This window comes from Amycolatopsis sp. NPDC004368 (assembly GCF_053602515.1).
Map to the genome: position 1 here is coordinate 85,799 of NZ_JBSGDT010000004.1, position 25,485 is coordinate 111,283.

At 69.1% G+C, this 25,485-nt stretch carries 22 protein-coding genes, 1 tRNA gene and 2 pseudogenes; 16 read left to right on the forward strand and 9 right to left on the reverse strand.

The features are described 5' to 3' along the window. Positions 1-293 precede the first annotated feature (293 nt). Both ACWEOE_RS08670 and lanKC read right to left on the reverse strand, forming a co-directional pair. Entirely contained in the window at positions 294-446 is a 153-nt protein-coding gene (locus ACWEOE_RS08670; protein ID WP_452005920.1) for a SapB/AmfS family lanthipeptide, read from the reverse strand. Positions 447-481: 35 nt separating this feature from the next. Beyond that, positions 482-3,037, reverse strand: coding sequence for a class III lanthionine synthetase LanKC (lanKC, locus tag ACWEOE_RS08675; RefSeq protein WP_452005923.1), 2,556 nt, complete (start codon positions 3,035-3,037; stop codon positions 482-484). A gap of 432 nt (positions 3,038-3,469) precedes the next feature. On the opposite strand from lanKC, the gene ACWEOE_RS08680 reads away from it, so the two are divergent. The 3 genes from ACWEOE_RS08680 to ACWEOE_RS08690 all read left to right on the forward strand — a co-directional run bounded on the left by ACWEOE_RS08680 (position 3,470) and on the right by ACWEOE_RS08690 (position 4,705). Then, complete coding sequence (locus ACWEOE_RS08680) at positions 3,470-3,835, forward strand: hypothetical protein (protein ID WP_452005926.1); 366 nt, start codon at positions 3,470-3,472, stop codon at positions 3,833-3,835. Positions 3,836-3,857: 22 nt separating this feature from the next. Further along, complete coding sequence (locus tag ACWEOE_RS08685) at positions 3,858-4,229, forward strand: hypothetical protein (RefSeq protein WP_452006475.1); 372 nt, start codon at positions 3,858-3,860, stop codon at positions 4,227-4,229. A 98-nt stretch (positions 4,230-4,327) separates the two neighbouring features. After that, complete coding sequence (locus tag ACWEOE_RS08690; protein ID WP_452005929.1) at positions 4,328-4,705, forward strand: DUF427 domain-containing protein; 378 nt, start codon at positions 4,328-4,330, stop codon at positions 4,703-4,705. Between the two features lie 66 nt (positions 4,706-4,771). Here ACWEOE_RS08690 and ACWEOE_RS08695 read toward each other — a convergent pair whose 3' ends face one another. Further along, positions 4,772-8,149: a phosphodiester glycosidase family protein gene (locus ACWEOE_RS08695; protein ID WP_452005932.1), complete on the reverse strand. Its 3,378-nt coding sequence runs from the start codon at positions 8,147-8,149 to the stop codon at positions 4,772-4,774. A gap of 289 nt (positions 8,150-8,438) precedes the next feature. Here ACWEOE_RS08695 and ACWEOE_RS08700 point away from each other — a divergent pair, with 289 nt between their 5' ends. Both ACWEOE_RS08700 and ACWEOE_RS08705 read left to right on the forward strand, forming a co-directional pair. Then, entirely contained in the window at positions 8,439-9,179 is a 741-nt protein-coding gene (locus ACWEOE_RS08700; protein WP_452005935.1) for an SDR family oxidoreductase, read from the forward strand. Positions 9,180-9,222: 43 nt separating this feature from the next. Next, entirely contained in the window at positions 9,223-10,113 is an 891-nt protein-coding gene (locus ACWEOE_RS08705; protein WP_452005937.1) for an SDR family oxidoreductase, read from the forward strand. 73 nt (positions 10,114-10,186) lie between these two features. On the opposite strand, the gene ACWEOE_RS08710 is transcribed toward ACWEOE_RS08705, so the two are convergent. Next, positions 10,187-10,840: a hypothetical protein gene (locus tag ACWEOE_RS08710; RefSeq protein ID WP_452005940.1), complete on the reverse strand. Its 654-nt coding sequence runs from the start codon at positions 10,838-10,840 to the stop codon at positions 10,187-10,189. Between the two features lie 178 nt (positions 10,841-11,018). Here ACWEOE_RS08710 and ACWEOE_RS08715 point away from each other — a divergent pair, with 178 nt between their 5' ends. From ACWEOE_RS08715 to ACWEOE_RS08730, 4 genes are all read left to right on the forward strand, one after another. After that, a complete protein-coding gene (locus ACWEOE_RS08715; protein WP_452005943.1) occupies positions 11,019-12,230 on the forward strand; it encodes a HupE/UreJ family protein in 1,212 nt (403 codons plus the stop codon). Between the two features lie 120 nt (positions 12,231-12,350). Further along, positions 12,351-13,958 carry a fibronectin type III domain-containing protein gene (locus ACWEOE_RS08720; RefSeq protein WP_452005945.1) on the forward strand — a complete coding sequence of 536 codons (1,608 nt, stop codon included), beginning with the start codon at positions 12,351-12,353 and terminating at the stop codon, positions 13,956-13,958. A 93-nt stretch (positions 13,959-14,051) separates the two neighbouring features. After that, positions 14,052-15,047, forward strand: coding sequence for a WxL protein peptidoglycan domain-containing protein (locus ACWEOE_RS08725; RefSeq protein WP_452005948.1), 996 nt, complete (start codon positions 14,052-14,054; stop codon positions 15,045-15,047). 173 nt (positions 15,048-15,220) lie between these two features. Beyond that, complete coding sequence (locus tag ACWEOE_RS08730; protein WP_452005951.1) at positions 15,221-15,931, forward strand: ANTAR domain-containing protein; 711 nt, start codon at positions 15,221-15,223, stop codon at positions 15,929-15,931. A 69-nt stretch (positions 15,932-16,000) separates the two neighbouring features. Here ACWEOE_RS08730 and ACWEOE_RS08735 read toward each other — a convergent pair. Then, positions 16,001-16,192, reverse strand: a pseudogene (locus ACWEOE_RS08735) (MmyB family transcriptional regulator); the annotation flags it as partial. 392 nt (positions 16,193-16,584) lie between these two features. Between ACWEOE_RS08735 and ACWEOE_RS08740 the strand changes: the two are divergent. The 3 genes from ACWEOE_RS08740 to ACWEOE_RS08750 all read left to right on the forward strand — a co-directional run bounded on the left by ACWEOE_RS08740 (position 16,585) and on the right by ACWEOE_RS08750 (position 18,099). Then, positions 16,585-17,181, forward strand: coding sequence for a TetR/AcrR family transcriptional regulator (locus ACWEOE_RS08740; protein ID WP_452005954.1), 597 nt, complete (start codon positions 16,585-16,587; stop codon positions 17,179-17,181). A 119-nt stretch (positions 17,182-17,300) separates the two neighbouring features. Then, positions 17,301-17,690: a nitroreductase family deazaflavin-dependent oxidoreductase gene (locus ACWEOE_RS08745; protein WP_452005957.1), complete on the forward strand. Its 390-nt coding sequence runs from the start codon at positions 17,301-17,303 to the stop codon at positions 17,688-17,690. Further along, positions 17,674-18,099, forward strand: a complete 426-nt coding sequence (locus ACWEOE_RS08750) for a contact-dependent growth inhibition system immunity protein (RefSeq protein WP_452005960.1) — start codon at positions 17,674-17,676, stop codon at positions 18,097-18,099. The genes ACWEOE_RS08745 and ACWEOE_RS08750 overlap by 17 nt, the downstream gene beginning before the upstream one ends. Positions 18,100-18,516: 417 nt before the next feature. Here ACWEOE_RS08750 and ACWEOE_RS08755 read toward each other — a convergent pair. Continuing rightward, a tRNA-Lys gene (locus ACWEOE_RS08755) sits at positions 18,517-18,592 on the reverse strand. Between the two features lie 853 nt (positions 18,593-19,445). Between ACWEOE_RS08755 and ACWEOE_RS08760 the strand changes: the two are divergent. The 3 genes and pseudogenes from ACWEOE_RS08760 (at position 19,446) to ACWEOE_RS08770 (ending at position 21,825) form a co-directional block, all read left to right on the forward strand. Continuing rightward, positions 19,446-20,525, forward strand: a pseudogene (locus tag ACWEOE_RS08760) (AfsR/SARP family transcriptional regulator). After that, entirely contained in the window at positions 20,522-21,250 is a 729-nt protein-coding gene (locus ACWEOE_RS08765; protein WP_452005963.1) for a hypothetical protein, read from the forward strand. The pseudogene ACWEOE_RS08760 and the gene ACWEOE_RS08765 overlap by 4 nt, the downstream one beginning before the upstream one ends. Further along, positions 21,184-21,825 carry a hypothetical protein gene (locus ACWEOE_RS08770; RefSeq protein WP_452005966.1) on the forward strand — a complete coding sequence of 214 codons (642 nt, stop codon included), beginning with the start codon at positions 21,184-21,186 and terminating at the stop codon, positions 21,823-21,825. The genes ACWEOE_RS08765 and ACWEOE_RS08770 overlap by 67 nt, the downstream gene beginning before the upstream one ends. Positions 21,826-22,513: 688 nt before the next feature. Here the strand turns inward: ACWEOE_RS08770 and ACWEOE_RS08775 are convergent. The 3 genes from ACWEOE_RS08775 to ACWEOE_RS08785 form a co-directional block, all read right to left on the reverse strand. Further along, entirely contained in the window at positions 22,514-23,101 is a 588-nt protein-coding gene (locus ACWEOE_RS08775; protein ID WP_452005969.1) for a dihydrofolate reductase family protein, read from the reverse strand. Next, positions 23,101-23,904: a metalloregulator ArsR/SmtB family transcription factor gene (locus ACWEOE_RS08780; RefSeq protein WP_452005972.1), complete on the reverse strand. Its 804-nt coding sequence runs from the start codon at positions 23,902-23,904 to the stop codon at positions 23,101-23,103. Before ACWEOE_RS08780 ends, ACWEOE_RS08775 begins: the two co-directional genes overlap by 1 nt. 431 nt (positions 23,905-24,335) lie before the next feature. Further along, entirely contained in the window at positions 24,336-24,710 is a 375-nt protein-coding gene (locus ACWEOE_RS08785) for a DUF5997 family protein (protein WP_452005975.1), read from the reverse strand. A gap of 37 nt (positions 24,711-24,747) precedes the next feature. Here ACWEOE_RS08785 and ACWEOE_RS08790 point away from each other — a divergent pair, with 37 nt between their 5' ends. Beyond that, entirely contained in the window at positions 24,748-25,446 is a 699-nt protein-coding gene (locus ACWEOE_RS08790; RefSeq protein WP_452005978.1) for a LysR family substrate-binding domain-containing protein, read from the forward strand. The last annotated feature ends 39 nt before the right edge of the window (positions 25,447-25,485 follow it).

A 25,485-nucleotide genomic window follows, 5' to 3' on the forward strand; every position in this document is an offset into this window, starting at 1 on the left:
AACCGCGGTGGCACTGCGCGCGGCCGGCTTGCCGGCGGTGTGGCAACTTGCCATTCGGTGTGACGGGCCGGCGTGGTCGGAGTGGAGCTGTCGAGGTCGTCCGGAGGTGATCCGTATCCCGGCATGCCACTCCTCGCTCCACGTGCCGCCGAACGGCCCAACCACTTCCTACGCAACGAAAAATCCGCCGAACCGGCCCGTGACCAAGCCGTGGCGCCGGGGCAGAATGGTGGAGCGGGAGCGGCGCACTTGGCCTGCGCCGCTCCCGCTCCTGTCTGGTGACGTCCGGAAAGTCAGTGGCAGGTCAGCAGGCTGAGCGTGCTGTGCGCGCACGACGCCAGCAGGCTCAGGTTGCTCGGCGCCCCGTGGCCGTGACCGTGTCCGCCGCCGTGGCCGTCGAGGGCTTCGGGGGCTTCCAGGGCCTGCAGGTCGAGAACCAGTTCCATGGGGTGATCCCTTCTCGTTTTCTTTCCGCCGGCCATCAGTGGCCGGAGGTGTGGGGGGACGGCGTGGCGCCGAGGAACGGCAGCACCTCCGTGCCGTCCAGCAGGGCCGACAGCGCGAGCAGCACGCCCGCGCTGCCGGTGGTGACGTCGGTCGACAGGCGCAGCAGCTGGTTGCCCGGGAAGGCCAGGCCGCCGCGGTACGGGATGGCGTGCCAGGCCAGGCGCGCCAGGTGCAGGTCCACCGAAGAAGCCACGCGCGCGGAAGGCGAGGCGTCGAACGACAGCGCCGCCAGCAGGCCCGCGCGGCCGTGCAGCAAACCGGGCTGGATCACGAACTCGCCGCGGCACGCTTCGCGCAGGCCGGCGAGGTTCGAGCACGCCGGCGACGCGGGCGAGACGCGTGCCAGCTGCTCCAGCACCAGCAGGATCCCGGCGCTGCCGATCCCGGCGTAGGGCAGCGTGCGCCGCTCGCCGTCGCGGACCTGCAGGGAGCCGTCGTCGGCGGTGGCGCATTCCTCGAGGTCGCGGCGCAGGGCCTGGTCCGCGAAGGCCAGCCACGCGGGCTCACCGGTCCGCTCGTACAGGCGCACGAACAGCAACGCCGGCCCCGACCAGCCGCTGAGCAGGCCGGCCCGCGCGAACTTCCCGGGCGGCGCCGCCGTTTCCAAACTCTCCGCGAGGCGCACGGCGGTGGCCAGGGCCTGGCGGCCGTACTCGTTGTCGCCGCGGGTGGTCGCGAAGTGCAGCTGGGTCAGCGCGATCCCGGCGAGCCCGCCGTCGAACGCGTGGTCCGTCGTCTGCTCCACCAGCACCCGCGAATCCGCGAGCAACGCCGAAGCCGCGTCGTGGTGGCCGAAGTGTTCGAGCACGTACGCGATCCCGTGGCTGCCGTCGAACAACCCGGGCCGCGCGGGCGGCTCGCGGCGCACGGCGTCGAGCAGCCACTGCTCGTGCTCAGGGAATCGTCCGGCGCCGGCCACGTCCAGCGCCCACAGCACTCCGGCGGCGCCGAAGCCGAAACACGCGCCGCCCACGCGGAACTGCTCGATGTCGCCCGGGAACAGCCGGTCCCGCCGCGACGGCGTGGCCGAGGCGAGAACGCCCTCCACGATCTGCTTGCGCACCAGCGTCCAGTCGGGTCGCTCCTCGTCGAGCTCGGTGAGCTCCTGCGGGACCCCCGGCGTGCCCACCACGCGCACCAGCTCGTCCGCGAACCCCTCGGCCAGCCCGAACCGCCGCTGGGCGAACTCCGCCGCCCCGCGCAGCTTCGCCGGCGCCAGCTCCAGCAGCGTCGCCAACGGCAGGAACAGCCACAGCCGCAGCACCGCCAGCGCGTAGCGGTCGATGTCGAACCCGTGCCGGTCGGCCGGCGCGCGGAAACCGGGTGCGCCCAGCGCGGGCCGCGAACCCGAGGCGACGTCGAACGCCATCTCGAAGTCGATCAGCGACACCTCGTCGTCGTCGGTCACCAGCACGTTCAGCGCGTGCAGGTCACCGAACACCACCCCGCGTTCGTGCAGGTCACCGACGATCCGCTCCACTTGCGCGAGCACGCCCAGGGCCCGGTCGCGGTACGCGTGCAGGTCGGCTTCGGTGCTGTCGCGGCGCGTGAGCGGGTAGTTCAGCGCGAGCCAGTTGCCCAGCGACGTCCCGGGCATCCGCTGCATCGCCAGGTAGTGGTGCTCCCACACGGTGAAGCGCTCATACGCGTCCGGAACGCCCGGAACGTCCGCCAGCCGCTCCAGCACCTCGTGCTCACGCCGCAGCCGTTCGACGGCGTCCACCAGCTCGCGGTCGAGCCCGGCGTGCGGCCGAGCCTCCTTGAGCACGACTTGCCGGCTGTGCTCGTTGTGCTCGTTGTGCTCGGCCAGGTAGACACCGCCGCCGTTGGAGAAGTGCAGGGAGCTGGTCACGCGGTACGGGAACTGCGCCGGATCGCCGCCTTTGCGCGCCGCCAGGCTCGCGTCGAGGCATTCCGGCAGCTTCACCCAATCGGGTACCGAGAAAACGGGCTCACGCCGGTCGGGTACGGGTGTACCGTCGGGTTTGCGGATCGCGAGCACCCGAGTGCCGTCGTGTTCCACCCATTGTTCGGCGAACCCGCCATAACGCACGTACAACGGTCCTGATCCGTATCGCAGGTCGCTGAGGACATAAGCGCCGTGTTCACCGTCGAGCCGCTCGGAAAGATCTTGAAGAACCCGCGCGAGTTCACTCTCGTCGACGGGGTAAACGGTGATCAACTTGCCGCTTCCATCGCGAGGTGCGTATTTCGAATTGCGCGCCAGCAGGATGGTCCGCGACCGCAGGTACTTGAACGCCACGCGATGGTCCAGACAGTACTCGTGCACCGCCGCCAGCACGCGGTCCGCATTGTCCATTCCGGCCGAAACGTGGATCTTCCAGCCCTGTTCGGGCAGGTCAACGCCCTGTGGGTGCACCACGCGCCAGATGCCGCGCGTGCCCACCGTCCACATCGGTCCCGGTGCCGGCAGCCCGGTGGCGAAGTCGTCGGCGGCCGCGCCGGTTTCGCGTTGTTCGTCGAAGAACAGCGGATCCGCGAAGCAGAACGCTTCATACCGCATGTCCATGAAACCGCACCCTTCGCGCCCCGCCGTACTCCCTGACGAGGAATATTCCCGCACGCCGGAGCCGTGCAGGCCAATCCGCCAACCCGGGGGTTCGGCTGGGCTGATCAGGGTAGACAACGCGCGTCCGGCTGTCCGAATCCGGGAACCCTGCGTGATTTCCCGGATTGGTCGACCACTCGGTCGTGGTGTAACACTCGGTGCATCGTATTGTTGACGCAGGTCCGGGGAAGTGCGTCATAACTGTAGCCATGGAATTGGCAGAATGCCATCAACGCTCGGCGCCGGCCCATTTTTCGTCCGCTTCGAGCTGGGGGAGCGCTCAGTCCACCCGGAACCCGGCGTGGTGGCCCGGGCCACGTCGGCCGCCCTCGGCGAACCGGCCCGGAATCGCCAGCGGGTACGTTGTGGCCAGCGTGGCAGAAGGAGGAACGGGTGATTCTCGGTTTCGCGGTGACGGTGGCGGTGGCTGCACTGCTCGTCGCGCTGTGGAGCTTCCTGCAGGCCGCGCGCAAGCGGTTGCCGGACACCCCGCTGCTCGTCGCCCTCGGGGTGGTGGAGCTGTTGCTCGTGGCGCAGCTCGTGGTCGGTGTCGTGCTGCTCGTGAGCGGGGAGAAACCGGGCAGCCTCGCCACGTACCTGGCCTACCTGATCGGCTGCCTGGTCGTGCTGCCGGTCGGCGCGGCGTGGGCGCTGGCCGAGCGAAGCCGGTCGAGCACGGTCGTGCTCGGCATCGCCTGCCTGGCCATCCCGGTGATGGTGCTGCGACTGAACGAGGTGTGGAGTGGAGCAAGCGCGTAAGACGGCCACGGGCCCGGGCCGGGTGCTGGTCGCGGTGTACGCGATCTTCGCGCTGGCCGCCACCTCGCGAGCCGGCGTGCAGATCGGCACGAAGTTCCACGAAGCCCCGCTGGCCTACGTGCTCTCGGCGTTCGCCGCGGTCGTGTACCTGCTGGCCACCTTCGCCCTCGCCAAGGGCGGCGAACGCTGGTGGCGCGTCGCGCTCGTGGCGTGCAGCGTGGAGTTCCTCGGAGTGCTGACCGTCGGCACGCTCAGCGTCTTCGACCGCCAGGCCTTCCCCGACGCGACGGTCTGGTCGGTCTACGGCCAGGGATACGTCTTCATCCCGCTCGTGCTGCCTGTGGTCGGCCTGTACTGGCTGTGGCGCACCGCCCCGAAGCGCGTTTCGGCCTGACCGACCTCGGTCTCCACCGGGGCGAGCACCACCCGCGGGAAGGGTCCACGCCGTTCCATCGTTACCACTGGGAGAAGCACCAGTGGAATGAGGAGACCATGGCCCGACCCACCCAGAGAATCCCCGGCCCCGACCACCCGATCACCGTCGAGGTCAACCCGGCCCGTGTGCTCGTGAAGCTGGGCGACACGGTCATCGCCGACACCACCCGCGCGCAGGTCCTGCGTGAGTCCTCCTACCCGGCAGTGCAGTACATCCCGCGGGAGGACGTCGACTTGACCGCGCTCGCGCGCACCGAGCACCACACGTACTGCCCGTACAAGGGCGACGCGTCCTACTACTCCCTCACCCCGGCCGGCGCGGAAGGCGACAACGCCGTCTGGACCTACGAGGAGCCCTACGACGCCGTCTCCCCGATCAAGGACCACCTCGCGTTCTACCCGAACCGCGTCTCGATCGAGGAAATCGCCGCCTGAGCGGACAACTTGAACGGAAAAACCGGGCGCGCTCCGAGAACGGAGCGCGCCCGGTTTTTCACAGGATCACCGGGTCACGGTCAGCTGAGCCGAACCCGTCACACCGCCACTCGTCACGGAGATCGTCACCGTGCCCGCGCGCCGCGCCGTGATCTCGCCCGTCACCGCGTCCACCGAAGCGACCCGCGAGTCGCTCGAGGACCACACGTGCGAAGCCGGGTCCGCGATCGGCATGGTGGCCGCCGGGAGGTTGTCGCCGCCGACCTCGGCGCCGACAGCCGACGCGACGGCCGAAGCGCCAACTCGCAGCGACGCACCGGGCACCGAAACCGCGATCGACGACAGCACCGGTTCCACCGAGAACTGCACCTCACCGCGAGCGGTGTGCAGCAGCACGAAGTGGTAGATGCCGCCTTCGTCCGCGGGGGCGTACGCCGGCATGCCGAGGTCCGCGATCGTCAGCTGCGGAATCCCGCCATCAGCCGGCGAAACGGGGTTGCCCAACGGGTCGATGACCTGGTCGGCGAACCCGCGCGCGTGGCCGTACAGCATCACCACGTGCTTGTCCGGGTGCGTCTGCTGGTAGCGCTGCACCAGCCGCACGTACATGCGCGCTTCCCACCGGTCGCTGAACTGGCTGTTGGCCACCGGGTGCGGGTCGTACGCCGGCATGTGCGTGGTCACCAGCACGGTCGGCGACGAAGCATCCGTGAGCTGCTTGACCAGCCACGAGTACTGCGACTCGGCGGGCACCTGGAAGGCGTCCGACGACTGCAGGCTGCCGTGCGAGTTGTCGGTGACGATCACCTGCGCGTCACCGGCCTGGTACGCGTAGTGCGTGGCCCCGAAGACCTGGGCGAAGTTGCCGTTCTCCGGCGCCGAGCCCTGCGTGATCTCGTGGTTGCCCACCACGTCGTGGTACGGCAGGCCGAACGCCGCGATCTTCGACTGCGCGAACTGCAGGTCGGGCAGCGCGCCGTCGTCGGACATGTCACCCAGCGCCTGCACCGAGGACGGCCGGGCCTGCGGCGGCAAGGAAGGCAGACGACCCTTGATGGTGTCCATGACGTTCGACGACGCAGACCCCGGGTCGTTCGCCAGCAGGTGCGCGTCGTCGCCCAGCAGCATCGTGGAGCCCGACCGCGTGAAGTCCGCGGCGTTCTCCGAGAACTTCAGCCACGACGGGTTCTTCGGAATCGCCTGGTACGGCGGCGCGACCACCGGACGCGGCGAGTACAGCGCCTGCAGCCCGCTCACGTTCAGCGTGCCCGACGTCGTCTGGCTCGGGTTGATCGTGAGGAAGTCGACGAAGCTGATCCGCAGCGGGAAGTTCAGCCCGGGCGGCAGCGTCGCGATGGCCAGGCGCCAGTCCTTCCACGTCACCGTGGTCGGGTACAGCGTGGTGGTGGCGCCGTCGATGCCGATGTACGACTCGGCCAGCTGGATCCCGGTGCCGTCACCCTTCACCCACACGCCGATGCCGGTCGGGTTCTGGCCGCCGGCGTTGGCGCCCGCGGTGATCGTGGACTTCGGCGACAGCACGAGCTGCTTCACGCCGGAGCCCGCGGGCATGGTGTACGTGAGCTGCGTCGACGCCGAAGCCGTCGAGCCCGGCGGGACCACGCCCGGCGCGGCGACCATCGTGGCCGGCTGACCGGTGGTGTTGCGCAGGTTCCACGCCGACGGGTCGCTGAAGTCGTTGAGCTCCTGCGACACGCTGCCGATGGCCACGGTCGCGGTCGCCGTGGCGCCGCCGACCTTCGCCGTCACCTTCTCCAGGCCCGAGTTCACCGCGTCGGCCGTGAACCCGCCGGACTTGTCGACCGTGCCGAGCGACGCGTCGCTCACCGACCAGGAAGCCGCAGCCGCGGGGATCGAGACCGCGGTGCCCGACGAGGTGGAGCCGGACAGGGTGAACGCCTGCGTGCCACCGTTGTTCAGGTCCGGGTCGGTCGGCGAGATCTGCAGCGACCCGAGCCGGTCGACGACCCGCAGCGGCTGAACCGAGACGGCGATGCCCGCGTGGGCGATCAGCACACCGGTGCCGGCGCGGCCCGCGGTGAACTGGCCGTTCTTCCACGAACCGAGCGAAGACGGCACGACCTGCACGGAAGCCTTCTCGCGCGCGGGGTTGCCGAGCGAATCGAGGCCGAACGCGGGCACCGGCACGGTCGCGCCGGGCACGGTGTCCACGCCCTTTCCGCCGTTCACGACCATCGTGCGCGCGAAGCCGGGCGCCTGCTCGGTCGAGTAGATGAACAGGCCGTTGGCGACGGGCCGCTCGTGGCCGTCCGACGGGTTGTTCATCACCGAGACCGCCGGGTCGCCGGGCTTGCGGGCCACCTGCTCGGTGGAGCCGCCGCCGTCGAAGAGCACCGCGTTGTACGCGCCGTGGGCCACCATGTAGCCCGCGACCTGCGCCGGCGTCACACCCAGCGCCGCGCTCGCGCCGAGGCGGCCGTCGAGCGTGGCGATGATCGTGTGCTTGCCGTCCTTGCTCACGCCGACCACGGTCTCGGGGTTGACGCCGCCCGGCGGGTTGCCGGTCGGGTCGGTGTAGACCGCGCCGTCGCGCACCAGCATGGTCGAGCCGGACAGCAGCTGCCTGAGGCCACCGGTGTCGGCCGTGACCGTAACTGAGTCTCCACTGTGGACGGTGTTCGAGAGCCACGTGCCGCCCGCACCGCCGCCGAGCAGGCCCAACTGGCCCTTCGGCAGGTTCGGCACCGCGGTCACGCCGGTCTGCACGGAGTCGGCGACGAAGGTGCCGGCCGTCGTCTCGTGCCCGAGCACGAGCGTGCTCGCCGGGAGGGCCGTCGCGCCGCCGAGGTCGGGGGTGACCTCCGTGATGCCGCCGGCGGCGACATCGTTGACAACGTTGACCGAAGTCAGGGGAGTGCTGGCCGCGCCGTCTTTGATCGAGCCCGTGAACGTCTGCGGTCCGAGCACCATGGTGCCGTCCGCGCGCACGCCGAGCTGCGCGTTGAAGTTCGGGCGCGGGCTCTTGAGCAGCTTGCCGTTCGTGATCACGCCGCCGAGCGGCCGGCCGCTGGCGTTGATCTCGAAGAAGTCGCCGTTGACGCCGGCCACCGCGTGGGTGCGGGCGGCCATCGAGCCCACCGTCTCGTCGGCCGGGTTGGTGATCACGTCGCCGGCCTCGACCACGCCGAGGCGCACGTTGGGGTCGGCGAGGTTCACGTCGAGCACCTGGGTGCGCTGGCGGCCGCCGACGGTGTCGTAGGTTTCCGAGTACTGCGTCACGCCGCGCGTGACGGTTGTCGGCGGCGTCTTCGTCTGGTCGACGACGAGGCTCCAGTTCGCGGGGGTGACCGGCAGCCACGGCTTGGGGGCCGAGGCTGCCGCTGTTCCGGTGGCCCCGAAGGTGACCACGCTTCCCGCGAGCAGCGCGGCCGCCACCGCACTGCTTCTTCGACTGCGTTTCAAGAAAGCTCCTCGTTCCAGGGCACGGGATGTGCGCTCGTCACCCCAGCACCGCTTCGTGAAAACGAGATGTCCGGTTGTCGGCGACCAGGGGTGCGGCAGGGAACAGGCGGTGCCGATCCGGGCGAAACGCCGCGTGCGTTGTGCCACACCAGGTCGGATAGCGCGAGTAACAGCGCTACGTACCGGTGTTACCCAAGTCATATCGTTGATACGGGAAATATCTAGCGTCGGTACGCGTTGAGGGATAGCGTCGGTAACAACAGAGCGGAACACGGATACGGAGACTGACATGACTGAGACCACCACCCCCCGCGTCGCGATCGTCACCGGCGGTTCGGGCGGCATCGGCGCCGCGATTGCCAAGCGGCTGGCCGGCGACGGCATGAAGGTGCTCGTGCACTACTCCGGTGGCCGGGACCGCGCCGACGCCGTGGTCGCCGAGATCGAGGCCGCGGGTGGCGTGGCGAGCGCGGGCAAGGCGGACGTCGCCGACGAGCACGAGGTCGCGGCCCTGTTCGACCAGGCCGAGAAGCTCTACGGCGGCGTCGACGTGGTGGTGCACACCGCCGGGATCATGCCGCTGTCGCCGCTGGTCGACCTCAAGCTCGACGAGCTCGACGAGATCCACCGCGTGAACATCCGCGGCACGTTCGTCGTCGACCAGGAGGCCCTGCGCCGGATGCGCAAGGGGGGCGCCCTGATCAACACCTCGACGTCGGTGACGAAGCTGCAGCAGACCGGCTACAGCGCGTACGCCGCTTCGAAGGGTGCGGTCGAGGCCATGACCTTGATCCTGGCTCGCGAGATGCGCGGGCGTGACATCACCGTCAACACCGTGTCGCCCGGTCCGACGGAGACGCCGCTGTTCACCACCGGCAAGTCGCAGGAGCTGATGGACCGCATCGCGTCGCAGGTGCCTTCGGAGCGCCTCGGTCAGCCCGAGGACATCGCCGAGGTCGTCGCCTTCCTGGCCGGCCCGGGCCGCTGGGTCAACGGCCAGAACATCTTCGCCAACGGCGGAGCCATCTGAGCCTGCCGTTCCCCCGCACCTGCTCGTCCCAAGGAGAACCGCCATGTCCCAGACCATCGTCATCACCGGTGCTTCCAGCGGATTCGGCGCCCTGACCGCCCGCGCGCTGGCCGACCAGGGCCACACCGTCTACGCCGGCATGCGCGAGACGGCCGGCCGCAACGCCCCGCAGGTGCAGGCCGCGGCCGACTACTCCGCCGAACACGGCGTGGACCTGCGTGCCATCGAACTCGACGTGAACTCGCAGGCGTCCGTCGACGCGGCCATCGCGAAGATCGAGGCGGAGAGAGACTCGATCGACGTGCTGATCCACAACGCCGGCCACATGGTCACCGGCCCGGCCGAGGCGTTCACGCCGGAGCAGCTCGCGGAGCTCTACGACGTGAACGTGCTCAGCACCCAGCGCGTGAACCGCGCGGTGCTGCCGGGCATGCGCCGCCGTGGTGAGGGTCTGGTGGTGTGGGTGTCCAGCTCCAGCGTCAAGGGCGGCACCCCGCCCTACCTCGCGCCGTACTTCGCCGCGAAGGCCGGCATGGATGCCCTCGCCGTGAGCTACTCGACCGAGCTGAGCCGCTGGGGCGTCGAAACGTCCATTGTGGTCCCGGGCGCGTTCACCCAGGGCACCAACCACTTCGCCCACTCGGGCCACCCGGCCGACGACGCCGTGGTCGCCGAGTACGAGACGAAGTACGCCGGCCTGATGGAAGAGGTGTCGGGCAAGCTCGCCGCCCTCGAACCCGCCGACGCCGACGCGTCCTCGGTCTCGGCCGAGATCGCCCGCATCGTCGCCCTGCCCCGCGGCGAACGCCCCTACCGCGTGGTGATCGACCCGTCGAACGACGGTTCGGAGGAGGTCTCGGCGGTCGCCGACCGCATCCGCCGCGAGTTCTACGAGCGCATCGACCTGGCGGATCTGCTCACGATCCGGAAGTGAGCCGCTGAGGCGAAGGGAGGGAAGCCGTTGCCCGGCTTCCCTCCCTTCGGTGTATCCAGTACGGCCGAATGGTCTAGGGCACCCGGACGACGATCCCCGTCAATCCACTCAGGACGCTCGCCACACCCGCCCGCACGGCCGCCGCCGCGCGCGCCGGGGTGAAGGATGCCGGGTCGGCGTCGGTGGCCGTGGTCAGTCCGGCGCCGCGGAACGTGGCGCCGGCCCAGTTCGCAGCCGTGACGTTGACGGTCGGCTCGGCGATCTCGGCGCCCAGCACGAGGAACTGCCGGTCGAGGTGGTTGGCCGTGACCACCGTCACGGCGTCCACGAGCTTGCTGCCGGCCGTGATGATGAGGTCCGGGGCGAGGTTCATGGCGTCGACGATGCGGTCGGTGTAGTGCAGGGGGTCCTCGGCCGTCACGACCTTCAGGCTCACCTGCTCCTGCTCGGCCCAGTCCTTCACGCCGCTCACGAGCGTCTTCGTCTGCTCGTCGTCGCCGGCTGTGAGCAGCACCACGCGGTAGCCCGGCGCCGGGTGAACGCCGTCCCACGAACCCGGTCGCGGCGTGATGGTCGCCTCCGGAGTCGGTGGGGTACTGGTGAATCCCTGGCCGAGCACGCCGACCGCGGTGGGCGCGGGGTGTGGTTTCGACCAATCGTCGGTCGCGCCGCACCCGGCCAGCAGCAGGGCCGTGAGCGCGCCGACGGCCAGGCGTCGTGAACGCAAGGATCATCCCTTCGCGACAGCGGTGGTCAGGTTGCTTCCTTCCTACCCGATCACCCGCCCGTTTCCGTATCGCCGCTTTCTTCCGTCGTAATCCGGTCGCTGCATGTTCGCCCGCCCTCCGCCAGTTGTTCGCTTGGGCCCAGCAAAGTGCGGTCGAGCAACCGGAAAGAGGAAGATCATGCCCCGCCGCATCAGAGGTTTCGCCCGTCTGGCAACGGTTTTCGCGCTGGCCGCGCTGGCGGTTATTCTCGGTACCTCCACCGCCTCCGCCCACGGGTTCTCATCGGTCGTCTACGCCGATGTCACGTCGCCCGGGTCCGGCCAACTGCGGGCGGAGGTGGGGCTCGAGTACGACCTGCTGGTCGTCTCCGTCGCCGATGCCGAACACGACGACCCGCTGTTCAAGCAGGGCACTGCTGCGTTCGACGCAGAGGATTCCGCCGCACAGGCCAAAGCACTCGAAGACCATTCGGCCGCGGTGATCAAGTACGTGACGGACCGCTTCCACGTGAGCACGGAAAGTCCCTGCACGCCAACGAAAGACGGCGGCTTCCGCATGGCTCAGCGGGAAGGTGTGCCCTACGCGTTCCTCGACCTCGACTACCGCTGCGCGAGCGCCGACGCCCACGAGGTGCGCAGTGCGCTCTTCCCCGACTCCGAGGGTTACGTCCGCGACACCAAGACAGTCGTCACCTACGACCTCGACCTGACCTCGGGCAGCGCCGCCCTCGACGCGCACCAGCCGTCGTTCTCCACACAGCAGTCGTTCGGCGAGCGGTTCTGGGAGTTCTTCCGCCTCGGGGCCGAGCACCTGCTCACTGGTCTCGACCACATCCTGTTCCTGCTCGCGCTCATCGCCGGCTCCCGGCGCCTGCGGGAGATCGTGCTGGCCGCGACCACGTTCACGATCGCCCACTCCGTCACCTTCGTGCTGGCGGCGCTCGGCCTGGTCACGGTGCCCGCCAACATCATCGAACCCCTCATCGCGCTGTCGATCGCGGTGGTCGCGGCCTGGCCGCTCTGGCGGCTGTGGCGGCGCAAGGTCAACGGCGTGGACGACGACCTCCTCGGCGATGGCCACTTCAGCCTCGACCGTGCCGGGTGGACCCGGCTCGCCGTCGTCTTCTGCTTCGGCCTGTGCCACGGCCTCGGGTTCGCTTCGGCGCTGGGCATCGACACCGCGTGGTCCTGGACACTCCTGTGGTCGCTGCTGGTGTTCAACGTCGGCATCGAGACGGTGCAGCTGGCGATCATCGCGATCGTCTTCCCGATCCTCGTGCTGATCCGCCGCCGGGCCACCTTCGCTCCACAGTGGACGACCGGGGTGATCGCGGCGGCGGTTTCGGTGATGGGCCTCACATGGTTCGTGCAGCGTATCGCTGAGGGCTGACACGTAATTCCGGAGCGGGCCACCCGTGCTTCCGGTGAAGTTCACCTACCGAACACCAGGGGCGATAACGCTACCAATCGGTCTTCCCGACCCATTGACCCGAAAGGGAAAGCACATCCGATGAAACCTTCCAGATCCGGGCGGAACCTCGCCTTCGGTATCGCGACCGTGGGCGTGAGCCTCGCGCTGGCGTTCGGCAACGGCTCGGCCACCGCCGCCACGTGGACCCCGACTCCGCCGGCCAAGGCCGGCAGCATCGTGCTCGGTGTCGGTGCCCAGGAATCGCAGCGCGTGCTGTCCTGGTACACCGCGACCAACGCCGACCAGCGGGTCGAACTCGTGCCGACCAACTGGCTCAACCACGGCAACTTCCCGACCAACGCCAAGAAGTTCTCGGCGGTCGTTGGCAGCAACTCCGTCAACGGTGGCTTCAACGCGCACGTCACCCTCGACGGCTTGCAGCAGAACACGGCGTACTCGTACCGCATCGGCAACAGCGATGGCTGGTCGCCGACGTACTCCTTCAAGACGCAGTCGTTCAAGGGCGACTTCGACTTCCTGTTCTACGGTGACCCGCAGATCGGTTCGTCGGGCGACGTCGCGAAGGACGGTGCCGGCTGGGCCGACACCCTGAACGTGTCGCTGGCCGCCAACCCGAAGGCCGAGCTCCTCGTTTCGGGTGGCGACCAGGTCGAGACCGCCAACACCGAGGCGGACTGGGACGCGTTCCTCGGCTCGGACAAGCTGCGCCAGTACCCGTGGGCCGCCACCATCGGCAACCACGACGTGGGCGGCAAGTCCTACGAGCAGCACTTCTGGACGCCGAACACCGACCGTTCCACGCCGTTCTACAACGGCTCGCAGAACACCAACTCCGGTGGCGACTACTGGTACACCTACAAGGGTGTGCTGTTCATCGACCTGAACAGCAACGCCTACGCCAACGGTGCGGACGAGGCGCACATCGCCTACGTCACCGACGTGATCAAGAAGCACGGCAAGGACGCCAAGTACACGGTGCTCGTGTACCACCACGCGATCTACTCGCCGGCGAACCACGCGAACGACGGTGACAACCAGCTGCGCCGCAAGGACTTCCCGACGGCCTTCTCCAACCTGGGCGTCGACCTGGTCCTGCAGGGTCACGACCACAGCTACTCGCGCAGCTACGTGCTGAAGAACGGCCAGAAGGCCAACCCGGCCGAGCAGCCCGGCGCCACCTCGGTGACGCAGGGCCCGGGTGGGGTCGTCTACGTGACGGCCAACTCCGCGTCGGGGTCGAAGTACTACGACCTCTCCGACCCGGACGTCACGAAGGACCCGAACTACGGTCCTGACCCGCTGAACCCGACCAACCACTACGCCAACTCGGTCGAGAACCAGGAGCACGTGCGCACGTACGTGAAGGTCCAGGTGCGCGACGACAAGCTCGAGGTCTCGGAAGTTCGCAGTGGCACCTGTGCCGCTCCGAACGCCGCGGTCGAGCGCGGCAACGTCGACTGGTGCGGCCCGAACGACGGCAAGTCGCCGGCGGCCAAGGTCGGTTCGCTGGTCGACCAGGTCGTCATCCACACCAAGGGTGACGACGGCCACGGTCACAACGGTGGCGGCAGCAGCAACGGTGGCCACGGCAACGACGGCCACGGCCACGACGACGGCCACGGTGGCCCGTGCTGGCTGAGCGAGACGCTCGGCAAGCTCGGCTCCACGCTCACCTCGCTGAGCTGACCCGGCTGAATCACCAGGCAGGGGCGGGTGCTCACCGGCGCCCGTCCCTGCCGTCCACCCCGTTCCGCCCCGCCTCACCCCGAGGACCACCACATGCGCTCCACGCTCACCCGCGCGCTCGCCGCCGTGCTGCTCGTCGCCGGGTTCGCCGCCACCGCGGCGATGCCCGCCGCCGCCCAGGAAGACGCGCCCTGGGCCGTCAGCACCGCGGACAACGAGGTCGGTTCCGGCCGCGTGAACTACAGCTACACCGCCGAGGCGGGGGAGCAGGTGCACGACGGTCTCAAGGTCGTCAACAACGGCAACGCACCCCTGGACCTGGCCGTGTACACCGCGGACGCGTTCACCCGGCCCGACGGGCAGGTCGACCTCCTGTCGCGCGACAAGAAGTCGGTCGGCATCGGTGCCTGGGTGCGGCCCACGAGCGACCACGTGAAGCTGGGTCCCGGTGAGTCGGCCGATGTGACCTTCACCGTCGCCGTTCCCGCCGGTACGAAGGCCGGTGACTTCCTGGGCGGCATCGTCACCTCGGTGCAGCAGGGTACCGTGGAGCGCCGCGTCGGCGTGCGCATCCGCTTGCGCGTGGGCGGGGACATCACGCCCGGTCTGTCCGTCGAGGACGCGCACGTCGACTACTCGGGCACCCTGAACCCCTTCGGTTCGGCCGGTGCCACGCTGTCCTACACGATCCGCAACACGGGCAACGCCATCGTCGCCGCTCGCCAGAGTGCCACCGTTTCCGGGCCGTTCGGCTTGTGGCGCAAGCAGTCGGCGCCGATCACGGACTCGCCGCAGCTGCTGCCGGGCGACACCTGGCACGTGTCGGTGCCCGTGGCCGGTGTGGTTCCCACGGTGCGCACGTCCGCCGACATCTCGCTCACGCCGCTGCTCACGGACGCGGCCGGCTCGGTCGCGCCGCTGCCCGCGGTGGCGGGTTCGGCCGGTGGCTGGGCGGTGCCGTGGACGTTGCTGGTCCTCGTGGTGCTGCTGGTGTTGGTGATCGTCGTGCTCGTCCGGCGGGGGCGCCGCAGGCCGGCGGTGGAGCAGGAGAGCTCGGCCGAGGAGGAGCCCACCTCCGTCTCGGTCTGACTTCTCGGGAAAAAGCAACGGGTCGCGACGGCGGAACGTTGCTGGTCAACTCGCCCCCGACCGTCGAATCCGCTCCTCGGGCATCGGTAAAATCGCTGCAAGTTGCAGCGGCTTCACCAAGCCCGTCTGCCGGGTACGACAGGAGAACAGGCGGAGTGGCTGAGGAGACGACCATGTCCGAACAGCTCGACGAGCTCGCGGAGGCCATGCACGGCCTCACCAGCGCTCTCGAGGACGACCGGTTCGAGCCGGTCCTCTTCGAGGTGATCTGCGCCGAGGCGGTGCGCGCCGTGCCGGGTGCCGACATGGCGAGCGTGACCGTGATCCGTTCGGGCAAGGGCGAAACGGCCTCGACCACGGACCCGCGTGCCGAGCAGGTCGACGCCGCGCAGTACGCGGCGGGGGAGGGACCGTGCCTGCAGGCCGCCGAGACCGGTGAGATCGTACGGCTGTCGCTGCCCGTCGCGGACCGTCGCTGGCCCGAGTTCACCGACGCGGCCGCGCAGCTCGGCCTCGGCAGCTACCTCGCCGCCCCGCTGCGGGTCGACGATCAGCTTTCGGGCGCGATCAACCTGTTCGGCTTCGGCAGCCACGGCTTCGAGGAGCTGGACAGCCAGCTGCTCAAGGTCTACGTGACGCTGGTCGGCTTCGGCCTGCGCACGCACCACCGCTACCGCGACGCACGCGAGCGCGCCGAGCAGCTCGACCGCGCCATGCGCACGCGCGCGGTGATCGAGCAGGCCAAGGGCATGCTCATGGCCATCCACCGCATCGACGCCGACGAGGCCATGAACCGGCTCGTGGTCGAGTCGCAGACGACCAACGTCAAGCTCCGCGACATCGCGCTGCGCTTCGTGACCACGGTGTCGGACAAGGACTCCTGAGTCCGCCAGGACTGTCCAAAGTGGCCAGAAGCCGCAGCCGTTCCGCGCACTCGATGCCCGGCTCGGCGTGGTAGGTGACCAGTGTCTGCCCGGCGTCCCCGGGGATCGCAGCTTCTCGTAGCGCAGTTCGAGCGGGCCCACCTGCGGGTGGGCCATCGTGCTGGTTCCGGTGGACTTGTGCCGCACGTCCTGCGTAGGGGGCGACGCCGGGCACGCCGAACTCGGTGGGTCGCGCCGAGACCACCGGGGACTCGGAAACATCCTCGAAGTAGCGCCCGCCGATCGCCTCGACCAGCGGCGACGCGGCGAGGAACACGGAAGTCGCGGCGTTCTGCTCCACGGTCTGGCGCCACGCCGGCGGCGTGCGCAGGTCACCGGTGGCGCTGCAGGTTCGTGGCGATCGCGCCGGGGTGCAGGGCGTTGGCCGGGATGCCCTCGCCCGACCAGCGGCGGCCGACCTCGACGGCGAGCAGCACCTCGGCCGTTTTGGACTGGGCGTAGGCGGCGAGCGGGTCGTAGGGCCGGTCTTCGCACGCGAATCGGCCGTGATTTGCGTGCCGGCGTCGGGGCGGCGCACGGCGAGCCCCTGGACCCGGCCGGCGCCGAGCGGCTGTGGGAGCTGGTGGAGCCGCTGGCCGGGTAGCGTTCCACCCGTGGAACCCATCGCGATCCCCTGGGGCCGGCCGCGCGAGGAGCGAGCCGACGCCGCCCGCAACCGCGCGCACCTCATCGAGGTCGCGCGCGCGATGGTCGCCGAACTCGGCGTCGACAAGGTCACCATGGACGGCCTCGCCGAACGCGCCTGCCTCGGCAAGGGCACCGTCTTCCGCCGCTTCGGCACGCGTGCGGGCATCTTCCACGCCCTGCTCAACGAAGACGAAACCGTGTTCCAGCAACGAATTCTCGACGGCCCGCCCCCACTCGGCCCGGGGGCGCCGGCCGTCGAGCGCCTCGTCGCCTTCGGCCACGCGCGCATGGAGTTCCTCGTCCAACGCACCGCGCTCGCCCGCGCGGCCCTCGACCCGGCCCAGCCCACGCCGATCGGCCCGAGCCCTTCGCTGTTCCACGTGCAGATGCTGCTGCGCGAGGCCTGCCCGGACGTCGCGGCGGTCCGCGCGCTGGCGTTGCAGCTGACGGCCGCGTTGGAAGGGCCGATCCTGCTGTACCTGCGTGCGTCCTCCGCGCCCGCCACCCTGCCCCGCGACCTGATGGCGGCCTGGACGACGCTGGTCACGCGCGTCTGCGGGTGAGCTCGCCCGGGCCTGTCCGGTGCTTCTCGGGCCAGTGCTCCTCAGGCTGGTGCGAAGCGGGGAATAGTCCGTTTAATGGTCTCGGTTGAGGCTTGTTTGCCGCCCCGGAAGGACCGGACATGCCCCTGACCGGCGAATACGCGCCAAGCCCCTTCGACTTCAGCCGCGACCAGGCCGAACTCATCGAGTCCACCGGCGGCCAGGAGGGCGCGGCGCACCCGACCGGAGAACCCGTGGTCCTGCTGACGTCCGTGGGCGCCAAGACGGGGAAGCTGCGCAAGACGCCGCTCATGCGCGTGGAGCACAACGGTGAGTACGCCGTGGTCGCGTCTCTGGGCGGCGCGCCGAAGAACCCGGTCTGGTACTACAACGTCGTGGCCAACCCCCACGTCGAGCTCCAGGACGGCCCGGTCAAGAAGGACTACCGCGCCCGCGAAGTCCACGACGCCGCTGGCCCTGAGTACATGACCACGACAGCTGATATGAGGAGCCATGGGGACCAGCCCTGAGGTTGACGGATCCCTCACTCTCGAGCAGATCGAAAACCGTCGCTGGGGTGACCCGCCGGCCGATGCAACCCGGCTGGTCAAGACCGTCCACGAGCTGCGCCACAAGCCAGTCGGTGCGATGAACACCGAAGACCTGCGTCTCCTGCTGCTTCAGCAAGAGAGTCTCGACGTGCTGGTCCCCGTCGCACTGTCCCGCCTCGAGCAAAACCCGCTCGCCGAGGGTGACTTCTATCCCGGCGACCTGCTCACGGCGGTCCTGAAGATCCCTCAGGCGTACTGGCTGCTGCACCCTGACCAACGTCGTCACCTGTCAGACGTGATCGAAGCAGTCGACGTCCTGGGCAACCTCGATGACCGCGACGCACCACACGACACCATCCAGCAACAGATCGCCACGTTTCGCGGCTGAAGACAGAATCGACCTGGAGCAAGGCGCGACGGCCGGGCAAGCCCTTACACTCCAAGCAGTCTCCGATTGGGCTCCGTCGCTCAAGCTGTGCTCATCGGCCCGGGGCGCCGCAGCCGCTCGGGCACACCGTGGGGCACATAACGTCACATCAGATCAACGGCGGATTCGCAGCTGTACTCGTGATGCCGACGGTGTCGAAGCACCCGCACTGATGCGGGTCTACCTGCGAAAGGAGGCGATCTGTCCGGGTGAGTAACGATGCTGTGTCCTGCTGTCGACCAGTGCGAAGGATGATCGATTTCGTCACGGTGCAAGATCCGCGATCCCGGGTCGGTCTCATCGCGGGTCACGCCCTGACCCGCGGACTTCAGCCTTGATCATCCAAGCCGACGTTTGTGCAGGTCAACGGCATGAAAGTGGTGGGCCGCCAGGGGCTCGAACCCTGGACCCAGGGATTAAAAGTCCCTTGCTCTACCAACTGAGCTAGCGGCCCGCGCGGTCAGTTTAGCGGCAGGGTGGCGAGTGGTTGTGCCCGGCCGGGCGTTCGCGGCGCGGCCGAACCGGTGGTGGATCGGCCGCCGCGGCGTGGAACGCGGCAGGTGGCTCCGGGGTCCGCGGGTTACGACAGCTTCACCACCGAGCAAGCCGCCCCCGAGGGCGACGCTGCAGGCCGGCTCGGGCGAGAACGGTGAAAATCGCGGTGGAGCGCAATCGCACCTCAGCAGGGGGCTCGGCGGCTGTTGCCCGGACAGTCAAGGGATTCACCGGACTGGGCGCTTTCGAGCGACGGTGAGCGCATTTGTCGATTCGGAGGCCGATCACTCGTGACGGAATTCTGATCCGAACTCGCGAAGAAATGAGCCAAATTCGGCCTCCCTTCGGCGGGTATCGGTGTCGCGAACTCGATCTTCACTCCATCGGGCGCATGATCCGCAGGTCCACGACAACTTTGATCTTCGAGTGGCCGGCGTCGGACTTCGATCAAGTGTCACTGGGCTCGTTTTCGCTGTTCAGGGGATTCGCGAGATTGAACATCGAGAATTTCTCTTCATGTGAACGTCGGCTCCGTTGTCCGAGAAGGCACCGAATTCTGGCGGGTGCGGTCTCGTAGCGCGATGGGTAACTGACTAACCTCGAAGAGATAGGTTGAATGCGCTCAAGGGACAAGGCTCATGCACGCAAGATCGTCGTCTGGTGAGCCGGCGGTGACCGGGAGCGCGTGCGGGTTGCCGCGGCTCACGATCCTGGGGCCGTTGAGCCTGGAGTGCGACGGCGTCCGGCTCGACCTCGGCGCGCCGCAGCAGCAGGCGGTGCTCGTGGAGCTCGCGGTGGGCCGGGCGCGGTTCATGGCGACGAGCGAGCTGGTCACCGGCCTGTGGGGCGACCATGCGCCGGCGACCGGCGAAGCGGTGATCCGCACCTACATCTCCCGGCTGCGTCGCCTGCTGGCCGACAACGGGCTGGGCGACGCGATCGTCTTCCGGTCCGGCGGATACTCGCTCGACCCGGCCAAGTTCGTCGTCGACGCTGCGGAGTTCGAGTTGCTCATCGAGGCGGCGCGGCGTGAACGGGCCGCGGACGCGCCGGAAGCAGCCGCCGACCACGTGCGGGAGGCGCTGGCCCTGTGGCGGGGCACTGCGCCGGCCGGCGTGCCCGGCCACGCGGCCGAACGCGAGCGGATGCGGCTCGAGCGCCTCAGGCTCCTGGCCACGTAGACGCTGATGCAGCTGAGGGTGGAACTCGGCGACCACGCCGCGGTCGTCGCGCAGATGCCGCGGCTGATCGAGCAGAACCGGCTCGAGGAAGACCTGTACGAGGTCTACCTGCTGGCGTTGTACCGCAGCGGCCGGCGCGCGGAGGCGCTCGAGGCCTACCGCATGGTCTACGACCTGTTCGACGAGGAGCTCGGCGTGCGCCCCGGCCCGCGGCTGCGCGCGCTGCACGAGCGGATGCTGCACGACGAGATCGACGTCGAGCCGCCGCAGACGTCCCGGTCGCCCGAAGACGCGGAATTTCCCGCCGTACCAAGGCCTCGTACCCGCGCGGGTGAAACGCTCGACGGAGTGCTCGACCGCACCCGGGACCGGCTCTTCGTCGGCAGGAAGATGCACCGCGCCGCGTTCCAGGCCATGCTCGACGGGCACCGCGGCGGCCGGTTCGCCGTCCTCTTCGTCAACGCGTCCGCGGGCATGGGCAAGACCACCTTGCTGCGCGCCTTCGCCGGAATGGCCGAGACGGCCGGCCGGCCGGTGTGGTACCTCGACGCGGAGCACGCCGAGGTGTCGCGCGACGTGCTGGAGCGGCTCGGTTCCGAGCTGGCCGCTGCGGCCGGACCGGTGCTGCTGCTCGATCCTGTGACCTGGCGAAAGAGCTCGGACCGTGGCTGTGGGAGGAGTTCCTGCCGCGGCTCGTCAGCTCGGCGGTGATCGTGCTGACGAGCCGCGTCGGGCCGGACGCCGGTTGGCTCACCGATCCGGCCTGGGCTGGCGGCATCATGGTCCGTCCGCTCGGGGAGCTCACCGCCGCCGAGTCCGACGAACTGCTCGAACTGCGCGACGTCGACCCCGACTTCCGGAAGTCCATTGTGAACTTCGCCGGCGGGCACCCCTTCGTGCTTTCGCTCGCTGCCGAGGCGTGCGCGAGCATGATGATCGCCTCGGAGTTCACGCGCGAGAAGGCCGTGCGGTGGGTGATCAGCGCCGCCCTCGACCGCCTGGTCGGTCCGGTGCCGTCGCCGGTGCACCGTGCGGCGCTCGAGGTGTGCGCGCATGCCTGGACGACCACGTTGGCGCTGCTGCGCCGAGCCGTGCCGGGCGGTCCTGCGGAAGAGCTGTTCGAATGGCTTCGCCAGAGCTCGTACGTCACGTCGAGCGGCGGCGGCCTGCGGGTGTTCCGCGTCGTTCGCAAGCTTCTGGCGGCCGACCTGCGGTGGCGCAACCCCGAGGGTTACGTGGACCTGCACCGGCGCCTCCGCGACTACACGCTGGACAAGCAGCTGCGCAACGCCGCCGGGGGGACCCGGCGGTGCAGGCGATGCGGTCGTACGCGCACCTGGCCCGCCACGGTGGCGTGCTGCCGAACTACGTGTCGACTGCCGGAGACGAAAACCTCGAGCCCGGCCCGCCGCGGCCCGAGGAGCACGAGCTGCTGATCGCCACGGCCCGCGAGGTACACGGTGACCTCGTGGCCGAGTCCGTCCGGTTCTGGCTGAGCCGCTGGCCTCGGGACTTCTACCGCTGCGCCGGCAACCAGCGGATCCGCGGGTTCACGAGCTGGCTGCGCCTCGATCACCCGCACCAAGCGGAACTGGACGCGGACCCGCTCATCGCCGACGTCTGGCGTGACTTCCTCGGGCGGGCAGAGCTCCCCGAGGGCCGGCACATCACCGTCGCGCGCCACCTCGTGGCCAACCCGAGTCACTGGGCCGAGCCGTCGACCGTCACGGACATGTACCTGGCGGGAATGCTGGGGCACTGGTTGCACGACGCCGCCCTGGCGGCGTCGTACGCGGCCGTGTTGTACGGGGACTACTGGCGGCCGTTGATGGAGTACTTCGACCACCACCAGGTGCGTGACGTCAATCCCGCTTGCCCCTACTCGGTCTTCGGGCACGACTGGCTCGCCGACCCGCCACCGGCCTGGCGGGAGCGGGTGCTGCCCTCGGAGCTCTGGCGCCCCCGGGGAACCGCGCTCCTGACCCGGGATAACGCGGGCGAATCGGTGTGAGGCCCTTTTCCTTCCCGAAAAAATGGACTGGTGTCCAAAGGGCAGTGAACGCGCCCGTTTATTCCGCCGCGGATCCTGGCTGCAAATCGTATGCCCGCTGTGTGCGGGACGAAATCCTGTGTATATCTCGCGTCGAGTGAATTTCTATCGTTTCGGGTTAACGTCGAAGACACACCTGGGGGGTGTGCATTCGATTCGGACACCGATGTCCTGCCGATGCACGGTGCCGCCAGGTCGGGGCGCGCCAAGGTGTACTTTTTGCCGGATTCAGTCACCTGGAATCCGCGTGCAGGAACTCCCGAGAACTCTTGGTGCACTCAAGGACGTGATGACGTGGCGGAATTCTTACGGCCGGTCATCATCGCGCGCTGCGAGAGGGTGCCGATCAAGCCCAAATATGAGGAGCGGAAGGCTTCCTGACTTCGGTTTCCGCCTGAACGCCGCAATGGGGCAATCAGGACTTTCGGGATTCAGTTGTTCGTGTGCTGACTCGCACGAATCTACTCGGTCCGGTGCCCCTTTGTCCAGTTGTGGCGGATGGTTCCCGCTGCTTTCCTCGGTCAGGTAGGTGTGGATTCCATTCGGCGTTTTGGCATCGACCGCGGTCCCGATTACTCGAGGTACTTCACCACCTCCGTCAAGGGTGAGCCGGAACGCGACGCCGTCGAAACGCGGCCGTGGCAAAGGATCATCGGACTCGGTCGTACACCAGGGCCATCTCCCCGAGATCGCCGATCTCGTGGTGGGTGAGCCGCCACTTCGTGGCGGGCAGGCCGTCGTCGAAGAGGCGGGTGCCGGTTCCGGCGAGTTCGGGGGTGATCATGAGGTGGAGGCGGTCGACGAGGTCGGCTTGCAGGAGGGCTTTGATGATCGTCGGGCTGGTGTTGACGAGGATGTCGCCCTCGCCGGTGGCCTTGAGGTCGGTGACGACGTCGGCCGCGGGGGCGTTGGCGATTCTCGAGTGCGGCCACGGGGCTTCGGTGAGCGTGCTCGACAGCACGACCTTTTCCGTGTCCACCAGCCACTTCGCGTAGGCACGGTCGCGCGGGTCGGCGTCCTCGTTGTCGATCACGGTGGGCCAGAAACCGAGGAAGCCTTCGGCGCTGGAGCGGCCGAGCACGGCCGTGGTGGCGCCTTCGTGCAGGCGCGCGAGGTGGTTGCGGGCGACCTCGGTCGTGGCGTACGGGACGATCGCGGCGAGGTCGCCGGGGCCGCCCGCGCCGTGGTAGCGGCCGTCGAGGGTAATGTTGATGTTGGCGGAAACCGTGCGGGTCATTAGTGCGCTCCTTGTGTCCGGCCGGTCTTGATGGCGTTCGTGAGGTTGTCGAGGACTTGGCCCCAGCCGGTCTCGATGCCGGCGATCGCGGGCGCCGCCGCGACGGTGCTGTCGGTGACGCGCAGCCCCAGCCGCAGCCGGGTGCCTTCGGGGGTTTCGTTGAGCGCGAGGTCGAACTCGGTCGTGAACGAGGCGTCGCCGAGTACCGCGAGGTCGAACACGAGCCGCTCGTTCTCGGTGGCTTCCTGCACCTGGCCTTCGGACCGGTAGCTGCCCTCGGCGTCGCGGAACTCCAGCACCGCAGCACCGCACGGCACCGGATCGAGCACCGCCTCCACCACCGAGAACGACGGTGGCGCCCACCAGGCCGCCAGCTTCTCCGGCTCCACCCAGTACCGCCACACGACATCCGGCGGCGCGAGCACCACGCGTTCGAACGAGAACTCCCGCCCGTCCGCCCACCGCTCCCGGTCCGCCGCCGCGGTCTCGGCCTCGACGGCATCGTGGTACCGCCGCAGCACGTCCCGCTCGCCGGCGTGCGCCTCGACCTTGTCGAGGATCACCTCCAATCGCTCCACGAATCCCTTCAGGGGCACCGCGTCCACCGCATACACCCGCTTCTGCCCGAGCGGCGTCACGGACACCACCCCGACCTTCGCGAGCGCCTGCAGGTGCTTCGTCGTCTGCGGCTGGCGCAGCCCCGTGAGCTCCGCGAGCTCACCCACGGACCTCGGCCGCACCGCCAGCAACTCGACGATGCGCCACCGCGCCCCGTCTCCCAGCGCCGCTGCGATCTCGTTCACGAGGAGAAGTATTCCTTGCGAGGAATATTCTTGTCAAGGAATATAAGAATCCGCCGGTGAGCGCCCCGAACGGCGTCAGTACGCGCCGCCAAGCAACGTGAAGAGAAGTCGATCGGACAGGTCCGCTTGGCGTCGAAGTCATCAAGGCCGACAAGGAGGTCCAGCACTTCCAGACACCGCCGTCGCACCAGGCGGTCGGCGCGGCACTTGTCGGCGTCTGCCTGCCGTTCTTGCCGCCCGGCTTCCCACCTCGATCGTCACCTTGCCGTGCCGTCGGCGGAGACGGCTCGTACGCGCGCTACCAGCGGTGGGGAGCCATTCGGCCGGGCCGTCTCGAGTGCGCAGCCGCTTCCGACGTTGATCTCGGCCTGTTTCGCGCCGGCCAGCGTCGCAACTCACCCGTCAGAGAGCAATGACGCGGTGGTAAGACCTCAGCCCTGCGACCCCTTCACCTTCGCAGCCGCCTCCCGCCGTACCTCCGCCTGCGTGGCCCGCTCCCGCGCGAGCCACTCCGGCTCCGCCGCCTTGATTTCCTCGATCTGCTCCGTCGTCAGCGGCTCCGTGAGCCCCGCGCGCGACAAGCCACCGATGGAGATCCCCAGCTTCGAAGCCACCACCGGGCGCGGGTGCGGGCCGTTGCGGCGCAGCTCACGGAGCCATTCGGGGGGATCCGCCTGCAGCGCGTTGAGCTCGTCGCGCGAGACGGGGCCCTCCTGGAACGACGCGGGGGTCGCCTCGAGGTACACGCCGAGTTTCTTCGCGGCGGTGGCGGGCTTCATCGTCTGAGGGGTCTTGCGCGAGGTCATGGGCCTCAGGGTAACCACCGTGGGTAACCTGGCCTGCGTGACCGGCCCGGACGCACCGCCCTCGTTCACGCTCGGCTACGTCCCGGGCGTGACGCCCGGCAAGTGGGTCCGCATCTGGCAGGAGCGCTACGCCGCGACCCCGCTGATGCTGCAGCCCCTCGACCCGCGGGACGCGACGCCGAAGATCCACGACCGGACCGTCGACGCCGCGCTCGTCAGGCTGCCCATCGACCGCACCGGGTTGCACGCGATCCCGCTCTACACCGAGACCACGGTGGTCGTCGTGCCGAAGGACCACCTGCTGGCGGTCGTGGAGGAAGCCACAGCCGAAGAGCTCGCCGACGAGCTCGTGCTGCACCCCCACGACGACACGCTCGACTGGCCGCAGCCGCCCGGAAAGAGAACGGACCACCGGCCCGACACCACGGCCGACGCGATCGAGCTCGTCGCCGCCGGGGTGGGGCTGCTGGTCGTTCCGCAGTCGCTCGCCCGGCTGCACCACCGGCGCGACCTGACCTACCGGCCGCTCACCGACGTCCCCGAGTCACGGGTCGCGCTGTCGTGGCTGGAGGACGAGACCACCGACCTGATGGAGCAGTTCATCGGGATCGTCCGCGGCCGCACGGTCAACAGCACCCGGGGAAAAGCGCCGGAACCCAAGAAACCCAAGGCCAAAACCACCTCCAAACCGCCGAAAAGGCCCCAGCGCCAAGGCAAGCCCCGCCGCCGGTCCTGACGCGCATCGGCCGTTCGGCTGATCTTCGTCGCCGCAACC

Coding starts and splice junctions, on each gene's coding strand:
- ACWEOE_RS08670 (WP_452005920.1), bottom strand. CDS start 446: ATGGAACTGGTTCTCGACCTGCAGGCCCTGGAAGCCCCCGAAGCCCTC.
- lanKC (WP_452005923.1), bottom strand. CDS start 3,037: ATGGACATGCGGTATGAAGCGTTCTGCTTCGCGGATCCGCTGTTCTTC.
- ACWEOE_RS08690 (WP_452005929.1), top strand. CDS start 4,328: ATGGCCCGACCCACCCAGAGAATCCCCGGCCCCGACCACCCGATCACC.
- ACWEOE_RS08700 (WP_452005935.1), top strand. CDS start 8,439: ATGACTGAGACCACCACCCCCCGCGTCGCGATCGTCACCGGCGGTTCG.
- ACWEOE_RS08705 (WP_452005937.1), top strand. CDS start 9,223: ATGTCCCAGACCATCGTCATCACCGGTGCTTCCAGCGGATTCGGCGCC.
- ACWEOE_RS08715 (WP_452005943.1), top strand. CDS start 11,019: ATGCCCCGCCGCATCAGAGGTTTCGCCCGTCTGGCAACGGTTTTCGCG.
- ACWEOE_RS08720 (WP_452005945.1), top strand. CDS start 12,351: ATGAAACCTTCCAGATCCGGGCGGAACCTCGCCTTCGGTATCGCGACC.
- ACWEOE_RS08725 (WP_452005948.1), top strand. CDS start 14,052: ATGCGCTCCACGCTCACCCGCGCGCTCGCCGCCGTGCTGCTCGTCGCC.
- ACWEOE_RS08730 (WP_452005951.1), top strand. CDS start 15,221: ATGTCCGAACAGCTCGACGAGCTCGCGGAGGCCATGCACGGCCTCACC.
- ACWEOE_RS08745 (WP_452005957.1), top strand. CDS start 17,301: ATGCCCCTGACCGGCGAATACGCGCCAAGCCCCTTCGACTTCAGCCGC.
- ACWEOE_RS08750 (WP_452005960.1), top strand. CDS start 17,674: ATGGGGACCAGCCCTGAGGTTGACGGATCCCTCACTCTCGAGCAGATC.
- ACWEOE_RS08775 (WP_452005969.1), bottom strand. CDS start 23,101: ATGACCCGCACGGTTTCCGCCAACATCAACATTACCCTCGACGGCCGC.
- ACWEOE_RS08785 (WP_452005975.1), bottom strand. CDS start 24,710: ATGACCTCGCGCAAGACCCCTCAGACGATGAAGCCCGCCACCGCCGCG.